Annotated in this window: 14 protein-coding genes and 3 tRNA genes; 7 read left to right on the plus strand and 10 right to left on the minus strand. The window is 57.0% G+C overall.

Features of this window, described 5'->3' with window-relative positions:
• The first annotated feature begins 3 nt into the window (after positions 1-3).
• Complete coding sequence (locus JHL21_RS14700; RefSeq protein ID WP_169194135.1) at positions 4-807, plus strand: amino acid ABC transporter ATP-binding protein; 804 nt, start codon at positions 4-6, stop codon at positions 805-807.
• A 106-nt stretch (positions 808-913) separates the two neighbouring features.
• The gene (locus JHL21_RS14705) at positions 914-1,954 is read left to right on the plus strand and encodes a transporter substrate-binding domain-containing protein (protein ID WP_200214268.1); all 1,041 of its coding nucleotides are present in this window, start codon (positions 914-916) and stop codon (positions 1,952-1,954) included.
• Positions 1,955-1,960: 6 nt separating this feature from the next.
• Here the strand turns inward: JHL21_RS14705 and JHL21_RS14710 are convergent, their stop codons facing one another.
• The 10 genes from JHL21_RS14710 to JHL21_RS14755 all read right to left on the minus strand — a co-directional run bounded on the left by JHL21_RS14710 (position 1,961) and on the right by JHL21_RS14755 (position 10,780).
• Positions 1,961-2,674, minus strand: a complete 714-nt coding sequence (locus tag JHL21_RS14710; RefSeq protein ID WP_200214270.1) for an alanyl-tRNA editing protein — start codon at positions 2,672-2,674, stop codon at positions 1,961-1,963.
• Positions 2,675-2,681: 7 nt separating this feature from the next.
• Positions 2,682-4,133, minus strand: coding sequence for a cardiolipin synthase (gene cls / locus JHL21_RS14715; RefSeq protein WP_367948206.1), 1,452 nt, complete (start codon positions 4,131-4,133; stop codon positions 2,682-2,684).
• Positions 4,134-4,268: 135 nt separating this feature from the next.
• On the minus strand, positions 4,269-5,309 hold the full coding sequence (locus JHL21_RS14720; RefSeq protein WP_200214272.1) for a cysteine synthase A: 1,041 nt from the start codon (positions 5,307-5,309) through the stop codon (positions 4,269-4,271).
• Between the two features lie 154 nt (positions 5,310-5,463).
• Positions 5,464-6,861, minus strand: coding sequence for a deoxyribodipyrimidine photo-lyase (locus tag JHL21_RS14725; RefSeq protein WP_254082075.1), 1,398 nt, complete (start codon positions 6,859-6,861; stop codon positions 5,464-5,466).
• 81 nt (positions 6,862-6,942) lie between these two features.
• A complete protein-coding gene (locus JHL21_RS14730; RefSeq protein ID WP_199530591.1) occupies positions 6,943-7,389 on the minus strand; it encodes an SRPBCC domain-containing protein in 447 nt (148 codons plus the stop codon).
• Positions 7,386-8,606 (minus strand): MFS transporter, encoded by a 1,221-nt coding sequence (locus JHL21_RS14735; protein WP_169194129.1) that lies wholly within the window; start codon positions 8,604-8,606, stop codon positions 7,386-7,388. The genes JHL21_RS14730 and JHL21_RS14735 overlap by 4 nt, the downstream gene beginning before the upstream one ends.
• Positions 8,607-8,703: 97 nt before the next feature.
• Positions 8,704-8,779 (minus strand) — tRNA-Asn (locus JHL21_RS14740).
• 51 nt (positions 8,780-8,830) lie between these two features.
• Positions 8,831-8,906, minus strand: a tRNA-Asn gene (locus JHL21_RS14745).
• A gap of 105 nt (positions 8,907-9,011) precedes the next feature.
• Positions 9,012-9,599, minus strand: coding sequence for a molybdenum cofactor guanylyltransferase (locus tag JHL21_RS14750; RefSeq protein ID WP_182395508.1), 588 nt, complete (start codon positions 9,597-9,599; stop codon positions 9,012-9,014).
• Positions 9,596-10,780 carry a benzoate/H(+) symporter BenE family transporter gene (locus tag JHL21_RS14755; protein ID WP_200214276.1) on the minus strand — a complete coding sequence of 395 codons (1,185 nt, stop codon included), beginning with the start codon at positions 10,778-10,780 and terminating at the stop codon, positions 9,596-9,598. Before JHL21_RS14755 ends, JHL21_RS14750 begins: the two co-directional genes overlap by 4 nt.
• A gap of 137 nt (positions 10,781-10,917) precedes the next feature.
• On the opposite strand from JHL21_RS14755, the gene JHL21_RS14760 reads away from it, so the two are divergent.
• The 5 genes from JHL21_RS14760 to JHL21_RS14780 all read left to right on the plus strand — a co-directional run bounded on the left by JHL21_RS14760 (position 10,918) and on the right by JHL21_RS14780 (position 14,249).
• Positions 10,918-11,151, plus strand: a complete 234-nt coding sequence (locus tag JHL21_RS14760) for a hypothetical protein (RefSeq protein WP_200214278.1) — start codon at positions 10,918-10,920, stop codon at positions 11,149-11,151.
• Positions 11,152-11,264: 113 nt separating this feature from the next.
• Positions 11,265-11,338 (plus strand) — tRNA-Cys (locus tag JHL21_RS14765).
• A gap of 198 nt (positions 11,339-11,536) precedes the next feature.
• Positions 11,537-11,974 (plus strand): hypothetical protein, encoded by a 438-nt coding sequence (locus tag JHL21_RS14770; protein WP_200214279.1) that lies wholly within the window; start codon positions 11,537-11,539, stop codon positions 11,972-11,974.
• Positions 11,975-12,078: 104 nt separating this feature from the next.
• Positions 12,079-12,729 (plus strand): protein-L-isoaspartate O-methyltransferase, encoded by a 651-nt coding sequence (locus JHL21_RS14775; RefSeq protein WP_200214281.1) that lies wholly within the window; start codon positions 12,079-12,081, stop codon positions 12,727-12,729.
• Positions 12,730-12,854: 125 nt separating this feature from the next.
• Positions 12,855-14,249, plus strand: coding sequence for a TolC family outer membrane protein (locus JHL21_RS14780; RefSeq protein WP_199530584.1), 1,395 nt, complete (start codon positions 12,855-12,857; stop codon positions 14,247-14,249).
• The last annotated feature ends 22 nt before the right edge of the window (positions 14,250-14,271 follow it).

Raw genomic sequence — 14,271 nt, forward strand, 5'->3', positions numbered from 1 at the left:
CGAATGAGCGATCTATCCGCAAACGGCGTCAACGAGCGCGCCATCAAAGCCAGCCAAATGACGGTGTCTGAAACCGACGTCGCCGTCGATGTCATCGGCATGCACAAATGGTATGGCGACTTCCACGTTCTGCGCGACATTGACCTCAAGGTCATGCGTGGCGAACGCATCGTTATCGCTGGACCATCCGGCTCGGGCAAATCGACCCTGATCCGCTGTATCAACCGTCTGGAAGAGCATCAGCAGGGTCAGATCATCGTCAACGGCACAGAGCTAACCGCCGACCTCAAGCGCATCGACGAAGTGCGCCGCGAGGTGGGCATGGTGTTCCAGCACTTTAATCTGTTCCCACACCTGACGATTTTGCAAAACCTCACCCTCGCGCCCATCTGGGTGCGTGGCATTCCCAAGGCGGAAGCCGAAGCTTCGGCCATGCATTACCTTGAGCGCGTGAAAATCCCGGAACAGGCCCACAAATTCCCCGGCCAGCTTTCGGGCGGTCAGCAGCAGCGTGTGGCCATCGCCCGCTCGCTCTGCATGCAGCCAAAAATCATGCTCTTTGATGAGCCCACCTCGGCGCTTGACCCTGAAATGGTCAAAGAAGTGCTCGAAGTGATGATCAGCCTCGCCGAGGAAGGCATGACCATGTTGTGCGTGACCCACGAAATGGGCTTTGCCCGCCAAGTGGCAAACCGCGTCATTTTCATGGACCAAGGTCAGATCATTGAACAAAATGATCCAGAGAACTTCTTCTCCAATCCGCAGCATGAACGGACCAAGCTCTTCCTGAGCCAAATCCTGCATTAAGCGGACACGAAGAATTACATGCAGAATAGTGGGGGCAGGCCATCACTTGGCTTGACCCCTTTTTCGTCCCTGACAATATGGGGGCGGAAAACGAGAGCATCGTCCTTTGAGAAATTTCTGCAAGCCATTGGTGGCGCTCGCCGCAACCTTGGTATCCATGATCGCCTCGCCAGCCAGTGCGCAGACGCCGGCTGAAACGCGCTCGACGCTTGAAATCGTGCGTGAACGCGGCTTTCTCATTTGTGGCGTCGCAAATCCCCTTGCTGGCTTTGCCTTCCAGACCACCGACGGTGTCTGGCATGGCTTTGACGTCGACCTCTGCCGTGCCTTATCCGCGGCGATCTTTGGCAACCCCGATCTGATCGATTTCCGGCGCTACAATGGCGAGGCACGCTTTGCGCCGCTTCAGACGGGGGCGGTGGATGTTCTCATGCGCAATGGCGCCTTCGATGCGGGCCGCGATATTCGCCACGGCGCGCGCTACGTAGCGCCGAGCTTTTATGACGGTCAGGGTTTCCTCGCGCCGTCTTCGCTCGGCGTTGTTTCGGCCTATGAGCTCGACGATGTTTCCATCTGCGTGGTCGACGACGAAGGGGTAAAAGCGCTCGATGAGTTCTTTTTCTCTAACCAGACCAATTTCACCGAAATCCTTTACGAGGACGTTGCCGATCTCAGCATCGCCTATCGCGCCGGCTATTGTCAGGTTGTGTCGGCGTCCGGTCGCGTGCTGCAAGCCATCCGCCGCGATCTGGCTGAACCTGCGCAACACCGCATCCTGCCGGAGCGTATCTCCAAGGAAGCGCTTGGCCCGGTCATTCGCCAGGGCGATGATCAGTGGTTCAATATCGTGCGCTGGACCATCTACGTCCTGCTGTCCGCCGAAGAAATTGGCGTCACCAGTCTCAACATCGACTCGCTCTCAGCGGCTCGTACCCCCGCTGTCCGCCGCCTCTTAGGGCTTGAGCTGGACTATGGTGCGGCCTTGGGCCTGCGCAAGTCGTTCATGACCGATGCCATCCGCGCTGTTGGCAATTACGCAGAGCTCTATGACCGTCACTTCGGTCCGCAGACGGGTGCGGCCATGCTGCGCGGTCAGAACGCACTATGGACCAATGGGGGCCTTCATTATCCCCCGCCGATCCGCTAGATTCTTTTAAGCAAAAAGCAGGCTTACGCGCCTGTTTTGTTTGCCTTTTTTCTCGATCTTCCCAAGCGAAAGCTTGCCGATTTCGCCGGTGCGCGCCACGTGCGTACCGCCACACGGCTGCAAATCGACGTCGCCGATGCGCACCAGTCGCACGCGGCCTTGACCCATGGGCGGCTTGACCTTCATGGTCTTGATGAGGTCGGCCTGAGCCATCATTTCTTCGTCGGTAATCCATTCGGTTGAAACAGGGTGATCCGCCTCAACCAAACCATAGAGCGCCGCTTCAACCGCCGTCAGATCCTCTGGAGGCGTTTCCATATCGAAGTCCAATCGCCCCTTGTCCGTGCCGATCGATCCGCCAGTAACAGGGTAGGGCAGCACCACGGACAGAAGGTGCAGCGCCGTATGCATCCGCATCAGCGCATAGCGCTTGTCCCAATCAATGTTCAGGGTCACGGTGTCGCCAATTGAAGGCGCGTCGGCCCCTTCGGCGAGGCGATGCACTATCGCTGTCTTGTCGCCTGCCGGGTGCTCTGCCGTCACGACCTCGACAATCCGCCCGTCTGCAGAAGTGATCGTGCCGCTATCGCCCGGTTGTCCGCCCGAGGTGGCGTAGAAAATGGTTTGGTCCAACACCACGCCGCCGTCTTCAGTGATCGCTGTCACCTGCGCTGGCGTGGACTTGAGATAGGCATCGTCACGGAACAAAAATCTCGTCATCAAGAACTCACAATACGGGCGAGAAAAGCTTGGCAGCCTGAGTGGCTACGTAAAAGAGCCAGTTGCGGCTGCGCACTTCCGACAGCTCGACCTTCCGGCACAGTTCAAAATCCTTGAGCAGCATGGCTTCAATATTGTTGATCGTCGCTGGGTCGGTGAACCACAGCGTGATCTCGAAATTGATCGCAAATGATCGGTTGTCGAAATTCACACTACCGACGGTCGCAATCTCATCGTCCATCAGCACCACTTTTTGGTGCAGGAACCCATCGGTGTAGCGATAGACATTGACGTTGTGCGTCACCATCAAATCGGCATGGGCAATCGACGCCAGCCAGACGATTTTGTGGTCAGGTTCGTTCGGGAGCATGATGCGCACATCAACGCCCCGCAGCTGCGCTGCATAAAGCGCGGTGCGAATATCGGTGTCCGGCACAAAATAGGGGCTGACGATCCAAAGCCGCTTGCGTGCCCGCCCAATAATGTCGGTGAAGGCAATAGCGCATTCTTCCAGCTTATCGGCCGGGCCCGACCCCATAACCAGCACTGACTCTTCGCCATAGCTGATGAGTTCTTTCGGCGGGTTCGCAGGCAGCAGTTCGCCCGTCGCCCAGTGCCAATCTTCGCGGAACAACAGCGCACACCCTAGCGCCGCCGGGCCGGAAACGCGCACATGCGTATCGCGCCAATTACCGAATTTTGGGTCCTCGCCGAGATATTCGACGCCCACATTATGCCCGCCGACCCAAGCGTGCTTACCATCGGCCACGACAATCTTGCGGTGGTTGCGATAGTTGATCCGCATCGGACCGTAAAACCGCATGAACTTATGACGCTGGTTAAACCCGGCGACTTTGACGCCAGCTTCCCGCATCTCGCGCCGATACCGCTTCGGCATGCCCGTCGAGCCAATATCGTCGTAGAGGAGATAGACATGGACGCCTTGCTTGGCCTTGGCAATCAATCGCTCTGCCAGCTGCTGGCCCAGCTTGTCGTCACGCACAATGTAAAATTGCACGAGCAGATACTCTTGCGCCGCTTCGATCCCGGCAAAAATGGAGTCAAAGGTCGCCTTACCATTGATCAGCAGCTCGACATCATTGCCTTTGAGGAAGGGGAGCTCCGATACCGCCACTTGCACCGGCCATTTGGCATCGGTTTCGCGGTCGATGAGCGCCAGATCTTTGGCGCGCAGCGGGCGGTCCGCACGACCGTTCTTAACGCGGTCGGTCGCATAGTCGTCAAACAGCTTCCAACCGAAGATCAGGTAGAGAAAGGCCGTTGGAAACGGCAGCAGCGCCAGCGACAACAGCCAGGCAATCGAACCCTGCGATGTTCGGGAGTTGAGGATTTCGCGAACCGCACAAATCCCTGCGAGGAGGTAGAGCGCTCCGGTGATGAGCGCGATAATGTGAAACTCAGCAATTATCGTGCGCAGAATATCGTCTATGCCGATCACGTCCGCCTCGAATGTTTGGGCGGCCAGACTACCAAGCAGCAGGGTCTTTGCAAGGCTGAAAGCTAAGGGCCGCGCTTGGCGCAGCCCTTGAAAGTGCCAATGCGACGCCCACCGAGGCGCCCATAAAGGCCAGCGCTATGCCACTATAACGCCACTGACGTCGGTGGACTGCCGATCTTCCAGCCAAGGTGGTACTGGTAGGCCCTTAGCCCGCAGGAAACTGGGGTTATACAGCTTGGTGGCATAGCGATTGCCATAGTCGCAGAGCACCGTAACAATGGTCTTGCCCGGACCCAAATCGCGCGCCATGCGCACCGCACCAGCAATGTTGATAGCGCTCGAACCGCCGAGGCAGAGCCCCTCATGCTGAAGCAAATCAAAGACATAGGGCAGGGCTTCAGAGTCAGGGATCTGATAGGCTAGGTCCACTTTGAGCTCTTCCAGGTTCGCCGTAATACGACCCTGACCGATGCCCTCGGTCACCGAGTCGCCCGCGGACTTCAGCTCGCCATGGGTGTAATAATTATAGAGCGCTGCCCCCTCCGGGTCAGCAAGACCGATCTTAATGTCGGAATTGCGCGCCTTTAGCGCTTCCGACACGCCAGCCAGCGTGCCACCCGAGCCAACAGCACAGATGAAGCCATCAATGCGCCCATTGGTCTGGTTCCAGATTTCTGGACCTGTGGTTTCGATGTGCGCGCGCTTGTTTGCGGTATTGTCAAACTGGTTCGCCCAGATCGCCCCATTAGGCAGCTCTGCATTGAGCTTTTCCGCTAAGCGCCCGGAAATCTTGATGTAATTGTTCGGGTCTCGATACGGCTTGGCCGGAACCTCGATCACTTCCGCACCAAATAGGCGCAGTGCGTCTTTCTTTTCCTGGCTTTGAGTTTCCGGGATCACGATCACCGTTTTAAAGCCGAGAGAATTGGCCACAAGCGTCAGCCCGATGCCCGTGTTGCCAGCCGTGCCTTCAACAATCGTGCCGCCCGCCTTGAGCTTCCCCGATTTTACCGCATCATGGATGATGAAGAGCGCTGCACGGTCTTTAACCGATTGGCCCGGATTGAGAAATTCAGCTTTGCCCCAAATGTCACAGCCTGTGAGCGTCGAGACGCGGTTGAGACGAATAAGCGGCGTGTTGCCAATCGCGGCGATGAGATCTAGGTGCTTTGACATGGTCTGCGTGCTGGTGGCTCTTGCTTAAATGTGTAGGGGCGCACTTACGCGCTCGCAAGCACTAAGGCTTAGAGGCGATAAGGGTTTCCATTCAACGCTGCCACGAAGAATGCAAATCTGCGACAGCGCAAAGCGCTAGAATAGATTTTTGCATTTATAGAGATTTGGATATCTCCAGAGCCCGCTGTCGGCTGGTTTTTAAGTCAACAATCGGATTTGGATAAGTTTTACCAAGGCTTACGCCTGCTTTCTGCAGCGCATAACTTGGTGCAGTCCACGGCGCGTGGATGAACTCATCGGGCAATTGCGCAATTTCCGGCACCCACTGGCGCACATAGTTCCCGTGCGGGTCGAAGCGCTCACCCTGGGTTACCGGATTGAAAATTCGGAAGTAAGGCGAGGCGTCTAGCCCGCAACCTGCCACCCACTGCCAGTTTCCGGGGTTGCTCGCCCCGTCCGCATCAAACAGGCAATCCCAGAACCATTCTTCGCCTGTCCGCCAATCGATCAGCAGATTTTTGGTCAGCAGCGAGGCTGTCAGCATGCGCACGCGGTTTTCCATAAACCCTGTCTGCCACAGCTGACGCATGCCAGCGTCGACGATAGGAATTCCGGTTTGCCCTGTCTGCCAAGCCTTTAGAGCTCCCTTATCCCCGCGCCACGGAATGCCGTCATATTTGGCACGCATTGCAGCTTTGGAAATGTCGGGGCGATGATAGAGCTGATGGTAATTGAAATCGCGCCAGGCGAGTTCGGACAGGAATTTATCGACTTCGACGGCTTTGTCAGGATCCGCATCGCCCACCATCTTGGCGGCATACCAAACTTGGCGCGGGCTGATTTCGCCAAATCGCAAATAGGGCGATAGCCGCGACGTGCTTTGCTTGGCTGGAATATCGCGCTCTTCAGAATAATGGCTCAGCTGCGCGTCTAAGAACGCGCCGGCGAGGTATCGCGCTGCCTCTTCGCCAACCTGCCAATTTGCGATCACGCTGGGTGCCCAGTGGGGCATGTCGAAAGTCAGAGATTCAAAAGAGATCGCATCCCCACCTTCAGGTGCAGGCAAAGGCCTTGGAATGTGCGTATTTTTCAAGGACTTCCAGAACGGCGTATACACCGCATAGGGATTGCCTTGCCCGGTTTTGACGTCCCAAGGCTCAATCAGAACATTGCCCATGTTGGAGTGCACAGCGACGCCATCAGCGCTCAGCACCCGTTTGATTTCTGCGTCCAATTCGCGCTCCGCTGGCGCATAGCGGCGGTTCCAATAGACCGCGTCGGCTTGATACTCGCCGACCGCGTTGCGCAAGACGCTCTGGGCGTCGCCGCGGCGCACGATGAGCTCGACCCCAATCGTCGCCAATCGTGCTTGTAGGACCGATAGGCTTTGCTCGCGCCAAACTCTCGCCGCGCCTCCAATGGGGCGCAGACCTGCATCGGTCTCGTCAATGAAAAGGGCGATAATGTCTTGATTGTGCTGACAGGCGGCGTGGAGTGCCGGATTGTCAGAAAGGCGGAGGTCATTCCTCAGCCATACGATGCTCTTGGGCAATCTCGTCTCCATATCTCATGGAGACATACGCACCAGAGGCAGCATTGGTTTGCCCCTGATGCGTAAAACTGTCGGAAAATTCTATTCCATCAACTCGGCGAGCTGTTCCAGCGCCGAGTTCCAGGCTTCCATCGAGAAGATGCGCGTTTGCGCGTCCTCATGCGGCAGCCCGCGTTCAACCAAAGTCAGGCGCGTGCTGTCGTCGTTGATGGCGTCAAAGCTGATGTCGAGAACGAAAATCATTTCGCTGTCTTCCTCTGGGTCTTTGAAAACCCAGGACATCACAAGCTTCTTATCCTCTTCAAACTTAAGGATTTCCCCGGTCACTTCGTGATCGGCATCCTCATCGTCTTCCGCATAGGTGACGAAGCGATACTGACCACCTTCGAAGGCGTCGAACTCGGCTTCGTCGACCTGCCACTGCTCAATCAGGGCCACATCTGTCCAAGCCGAAAACACATCGCTCACATTGGCGGCGATGGTCCGGGTGATGGTGATCTGGCTTTCGCCGTCCAGTTCAGCGCTCATGCTGTTTTCCTTTCAGGATGAAGCTCAGCCGTACGCGGAAGGAAGATGGTGAGGAAGCCCAAGACTGGCAGGAATGCACAGATCTGGAACACTGCAATCATCCCAATCACGTCAGCGAAAGCTCCCATAACGGCTGCGCCCAGCGCTCCGATACCGAATGCAAAGCCAAAGACGAAGCCTGCGACCATGCCAACTTTGCCCGGAACCAGTTCCTGAGCGTAGACCACCATAGCGGAGAATGCGGACGAAAGAATGAGCCCGATCATCACGCTAACGACACCGGTCCAGAACAGGTCGAGGTAAGGCAGAATGAGCGTAAAGGGCAGGGCGCCAAGAATCGACACCCAGATCACCGCCAAACGCCCATAACGGTCGCCAATGGGGCCGCCGAAGAACGTGCCAACCGCAACTGCACCAAGGAAGGCGAAAAGATAGAGCTGCGCATCTTCAGCCGAGAGCGCGTACTTTTCGATCAGGAAGAAGGTGTAATAGCTCTTGAGGCCTTCGATGTAGATGAATTTGCTCAGCAAAAGCGCGCCAATGACGGCAAAGGCAATGATCAGACGCTGCTTTGGCAGTGCTGGTTTCGCAACTGCCGCTTTCGGCTGGCCGGCCATCTGACGCTGATGTTCGGCAAACCACTTGCCGACATAGGTCATCAGGAAAAGACCAGCGAATCCAACGAGTAGGAACCAGAAGACGCTGCCCTGACCCATAGGGAATAGAATGAGCGCCGCAGCGAGCGGGCCGAGCGCTGTCCCTGCATTACCACCCACTTGGAAAAGCGACTGCGCAAAGCCCAGCTTGCCGCCCGAAGCCATACGCGCCACGCGCGATGCTTCAGGGTGGAAGAGTGCTGAGCCGGTCCCCATCACCACGGCGGCAAAGAACAGCAACCAGAACCCGTTAGCGAGCGCTAGGAACGCCACGCCAGCCGTCACAATCGCCAGCGATAGCGCCAGCCAATAGGGTTTTGGCTTCAGGTCGCCTGAAAGACCGAACAGCGGCTGGAGAATGCATGCTGTGATTTGCTGACCGAGAGTCAAAAGCCCGATCTGGAAATAGCTTAGGCCGTAGTTCTCACGGAACATCGGATAGAGTGCCGGAAGAAGGAATTGCAGCAAGTCATTCAACAAATGCGCGCCACTGACGGCAAGTATGATGGACAAGGCTGTACGCTGCGCATCCGGGGCAGCACGCGAATTATGCTCTGACATTGAAATTGCTTCGAACGGAGGGAACAAACGTCCTAACCCGGTCGGGTGCGAAGAGCAACAGAGCAAAAGTAATACTGTTCGGGGGAGGGTAGAAAGATGGCTCCGCGAGCTGGACTCGAACCAGCGACCATTCGATTAACAGTCGAACGCTCTACCAACTGAGCTATCGCGGAACACTTATCTTTCGGCTGCTTACAGCAAGCTGTAAGACTTTTAAAGAGAGATGGCTCCGCGAGCTGGACTCGAACCAGCGACCATTCGATTAACAGTCGAACGCTCTACCAACTGAGCTATCGCGGAACATTTTCTTCTCTTTCGTTCTCAGCGATTGGTGTCGCCGGGAACGAGGTGGGGTGTACCCAAACTGATCTGGTTTGCCAAGACCCTAATCGCAAAGGCTGTGAATTACTTGTCTTTTCCCCAGCCCAAGGATCGCCGTTGCGCAGCCAAAAGATCCGAGAAATCGTTGATATTAGCGAATGGGTTAGCCTTTTCGGCCGACCAATCGAGCTCTGACGCGTTGAGGCTCTCCAAAGCGCGCTTCGGCGAACTCTGGCCTGCCACCTGCTTGAGCGCCGACACGCGCCATGCCGCATGTGTGGGATAGCGCTGCCCTTGCCACACGCTAACGACGGCGAGGCCTTGGGCGGCGAGGGGGGCACGCATAGCGTCGACATAGTGTGCGGGCAGAAACGGCGAATCTACCGATGTCGTCACCACAATCGAGTCTTCGCTAGGTTCAATATGGTGCAGGAAAGCCCTTAGGCCGCCCATTGGCCCTTCATTCGGCCCGAGGTCCGGCACGCTCGCGGCAAGTCTAAGGTGGGGCTGTTCAGCAATACCTGTCGCCACATAGAGGGCGTCAGTTGACGCTGCCATCACGCCGCTAATGCGGTCTACGAGGCGCTCTCCGCCAATCCTTAGCTCGGCCTTGCGCACATGTCCCAAGCGGCTCCCCGTGCCCCCGGCGAGGATGAGGCCATAGACTGTCATGCCGACGGACGCGAACGCAGCAGCACAAGCAGCACTATGCCGCCAACCAGGCCCCAGAACGGAGCGCCAACGCCGATAATTGTGATTCCAGAAGCGGTTGTGACAAAAGTCAGGACTGCGGGAAGGCGCGTGTCCTCACTGTTGAGCGCTGCAGATAAGGAAGATGCTAGGCTTGCAAAGAGCGCCAGCCCCGCCACGGCCTGAATGAGAATGGGTGGAGACGCTGCGATGAATGCGGCAGCCACCGAAGCGATAAGGCCCAAAAGAATATAGGTACCGCCAGCGGCGATGGGGGCCGGCCAGCGCTTGCCCGGATCAGGATGCGCTTCTGGACCCGCGCAGATTGCGGCCGTGATCGCCGCCAGATTCGACGTGATCCCCCCAAAAACGGCCGTAAGCGCGCTGACCGTTCCTGTCGCCAGAAACATAGGGGCAGGGGACACCGCATAGCCATTTGCCCGCATCACAGCGAGGCCGGGCAAGTTCTGCGACGCCATCGTCACGATATAGAGGGGCAGTGCGATGCGGATAATCGCATCCACAGTAAACACTGGCATGACCGGCATGAGACTGGGCCACGCGCCGTCAAACACGCCCGTCGGCAGCTGAGTGGTCGTAGCGAGAATAACTCCTGTTACCACCACGGCAATTGGCACGGCATAGCGTCGAGCAAATTTCAGCCCTAACGCCCAAGCGAGAAGAATCGGTAGTGCAAGGAGAGGGAGCTCTCCAACCGCGCGAATAGGGGCGAGGCAAAGCGTAAGCAGCATCCCCGCTAGCATCGCATTGGCAATTGCCGACGGGATGGACGCCACGAGTCGTCCCAGTGGTTTAATGAAACCGGTGAGGATGATCATCCCTGCACAGACGATAAAGGCACCCGTTACAGCAGGATAACCACCGATCGGCTCGCCGACAGTGAGCAGAAACGCGGCCCCTGGCGTGCTCCAGGCAATGGATATTGGGAGCCGCGAGCGCCACGCGACAACAATGTTGAGAAGGCCAATGCCGAGACAGACAGCAAATAGGCCAGACCCCGCCTGCTGTGGCGAGGCGCCGGACGCCGTAAGTGCCGCCAAGAGCAAAGTAAAAGTGCTGGCATAGCCGACTACAGCAGCCAAAACTCCGGCGATAATCGGCTGGGCAGTGGCGCTGCGCCCCGTCAACACAGTGTCAGGCATCGTGATTCTCAGCCATTTGTTGGTAGGACGCTAACTTCCTCCCGCCACGTGGCCAACAGATTATTGGTTTAACCGGAGGTTGATTGCAGAAATTGTGATTTTATGACTTAGATAACCATCTGGGAGGGAGGCCCGCGATGAATTTCAAAGTTGTTGCGGCGAACTACGACGCAGAGCAGCATTTCCTCAGCTACACCGCCACCGGCGCAGTGCAGGGCAATCGGTTCACCGTGTCCTCCAAAGTGCGCTGTTTGAAGGATCCCCAGACACCCGAGCGCACACATATGGTGGTGCTTCTGGCTCTGTCGGAACATTTCAAGCGACCCAATGCCAGTGGATATCCTTGGTACGGCAAAGCCAGCCTAAGCTAACCCCCGCTCCTAAGGGGTTTGCAGGGAATAAGCGAAGTTTTGCACACGGACACTCTCTCGGTCATGCAAGAGTTCTTGACAGTTTAGCCTAAACCCCTGAAAAGGCGCGCAGAGGCCGCGTGGCGGAGTGGTTACGCAGCGGATTGCAAATCCGCGTACTCCGGTTCAATTCCGGACGCGGCCTCCAACTTCCCCTATTATCGTACATCTGACCCGGTTCGGGTGGTTCGCCACTTGATGGTAGTGTTCGGCTGCTCAACGTACAGTTGCGCGTCCACCCTCGCGTTGTGCTGGGCGCTTTGCCGCAAATCTGCTGTGATTTCATCGTCCTTGACGACTGCACCCTTGCGTTGAATAGCTTGTGGCGCAGTGTTGGAGGGGTGTTATGCGTATTATTTTTGCTGTCGGCATCTTGGCTTTTGTGATTGGCGGACAAGCGCGGGGTGAAACTCCGGTTCCCGACGCTGTTTTCGAGCGGAGCGAGCCTGCGAATGCTGTACTCACCCTCACACAGAGCGCCAGTGAGTGGCTGGTCTATATCCGTGCGGGCGGTCTTCCCAATGACGGTGCGACTGCTGCTGATTGTGAGCTTGGGGCGATGGGCCCGCAGGATAGTGAGGGTGTTATTTCGGCGCGCTTGGTCCCGTTTGAGGGGGAGCTTGCGAGCGTGAATGAGGCCGATTTGGCTGGCATTGATATTGTGATCGAGATCGCGCTGGGGCCTGAGGGAGCGTTCGTGGTTGATGGCGGTGCCAGCATGCGTTTCTGTGGTATGGGCTCCGATATTGACGGCTTCTATGCCCGGAACGAGACGCCAGAGTGAGCTGTGTTAAGGGCATCACTGTTGGCAGATCGTCATACTGCGACTTATGGCTGTGATAATTAGCCGGTCGAGCGCCGTTCTAAGAAATTGGAGTTTCGAGAGTTATGGCTGATTACTCTGCCGCGCGTCGCGCTATGGTCGAAACGCAAATTCGTCCCGCGGCCGTGCATAATGAGCGCTTGCTCCAAGCACTAGGACAAGTGCCGCGCGAAGCTTTTGTGCCAGAGCAGCGCCGCGGTCTGGCCTATACCGATGGGCATCAACCTTTAAATGTGTCGGGCCGCTATTTGGCTGCCCCTGCAGTATTTGCGCAAATGGTGCAACTGGCGGACTGTCGGCCTGAAGATCGCGTCCTAGATGTCGGTTGTGGCTCCGGCTACTCCGTTGCGATCTTTGAGCATCTAGCGTCAGCGGTCGATGGTGTCGAAACTGATGATCACTTGCGAGGCGACGCCGCTGCGGCGCTCACCTCCATTGGTGCGGTGGGGTATTCTTTGCTGTCGCAGCTGCCGACGCAAGCTTCCGGCAAGCAATACGAGGTCATCTTCGTCGGCGGTATGTTTGCGGAGTCGCTGGACGAGCTTTTGCCACTATTGGCAGATGGCGGACGGCTCGTTGTGGTCTTAAGAGATGGTCCAACAGGTGTCGCTTGGGTCTATGAGCGCGACGGGGAGCGGGTAACGAAGCGGTCGTATTTCAATGCGATACTGCCCTCGGCTCTTAATAGGCCCGTGCCTACCGATTTTGTGTTCTAAGTTGTCGAATGTTGCCAAATGGCGATTGGTCCGGCGTTTGGAATGCGTTAAGTATAGTAAGATTTGCGCATGAACCGGTTATTGCCCCCGGACATGGTGCTCGAGTTTTTGGGGCAGGAGACGGCATGATGAAGTTCACAGGCTTTCTGAAAGTTAGCGCGCTGGCTTTGGCTGTAGCTGTTTCTTCGGTTGGAACGACGCAGGCTCAATCTATCGCAGAGGCGCTGGCACGAGCTTATGAACATGCGCCTGAATTGCAGTCCGCACTTCTGAATGCGCAGTCGCAGGCGGAAAACATCGTGACGGCGAAGTCTGCTAAGTTGCCAACAATTTCGGGCAGTTTCGGCGCGTCCGAAAGCATTAGTAATGCCACGGGTCAGACTTTGGCGTCAGGGTCTCATCCTGTCATCGGTAGCCAGTTTAATGCTGGCCTGCGTTACGATCAGACCTTGTTCGATAATTTTAAGTCCGACGCACAGATTGAACAGGCGCGTGCTGGTGCAGAAGCGGCTGAATATCAGCTGCGGAACACCGAGCAAAACGTGCTGCTCAACGTCGTTCAGGCTTATATGGATGTGCTGCGGTTCCGCGAACTCGTTTCGCTCCGCCAAGAAAATATCGCTTTCTTCCAGGCGCAGCTGCGCTCAGCGCAGGATCGTCTTGAAGTCGGCGAAGGCACGCGTATCGACGTTGCGCAGGCGCAGGCGAGAGCCGCTCAGGGGCAGGCAGCGTTCCGCGCCGCTCAGGGTTCGCTTGAAACCGCTGAGGCCACGTTCCAGCGTTATGTTGGGGTTCGTCCGCAGGGTCTAAGCGCTGGTCACAATTTTGCGCGCTTGCTGCCAAACTCTATCGATGGCGCAATTGCTGAAGCTGAAATTGGTCACCCAGCTATTCTCTTGGCGAAGGCCAGCATTCGCGCAGCACAGGCTGGTGCCGATATTGCTGCCGCCTCTGGAGGGCCAACAGCTTCGCTGACCGGTCAGGTTGGTGGCGCGCTCAGCGTTGGTAACCGCAATAACACCGGCACGGGTACACTGTCGGGTTCCGTTGGTATCAACGTTGCCGTTCCGATCTATTCCGGCGGGCGTATTGGTGCGGCTGTGCGCCAGGCGAACCTCGGGCAGATCAAGTCGGAAGTCGATGCTATGTCGACCTATGATCAGATCCGTCAGGCCGTTATTTCTGCCTGGTCCGGCATTCAGAGTGCTGACGCGCAGATTCAGGCCGCTCAGGCTGCTGTGGCTGCGAGCAACACCGTGCTCGAAGGCGTTATTCAAGAGCGGGACCTTGGCACGCGCACCACGCTGGATGTCCTGAACTCTCAGGCGGATTTGACCAGCGCTCGTGAGAGCCTGATCACCGCGTCGAGCCAGAAAACAATTGCGACCTTCTCGCTGCTTTCCGCAACGGGTCGCCTGACTGCCGCAAATCTCGGTTTGGGTGTCGCCACCAAGACCGCGGTTCCTTACACGCAGGCGGTCGAGGATGTTTGGCAGGAATTGCGCACGATTCCTCAATAAATTCCTAACGAGAGTTTAATCT

Source organism: Devosia sp. WQ 349K1, from assembly GCF_016595685.1.
In the GTDB taxonomy this organism is placed as follows: Bacteria; Pseudomonadota; Alphaproteobacteria; order Rhizobiales; family Devosiaceae; genus Devosia.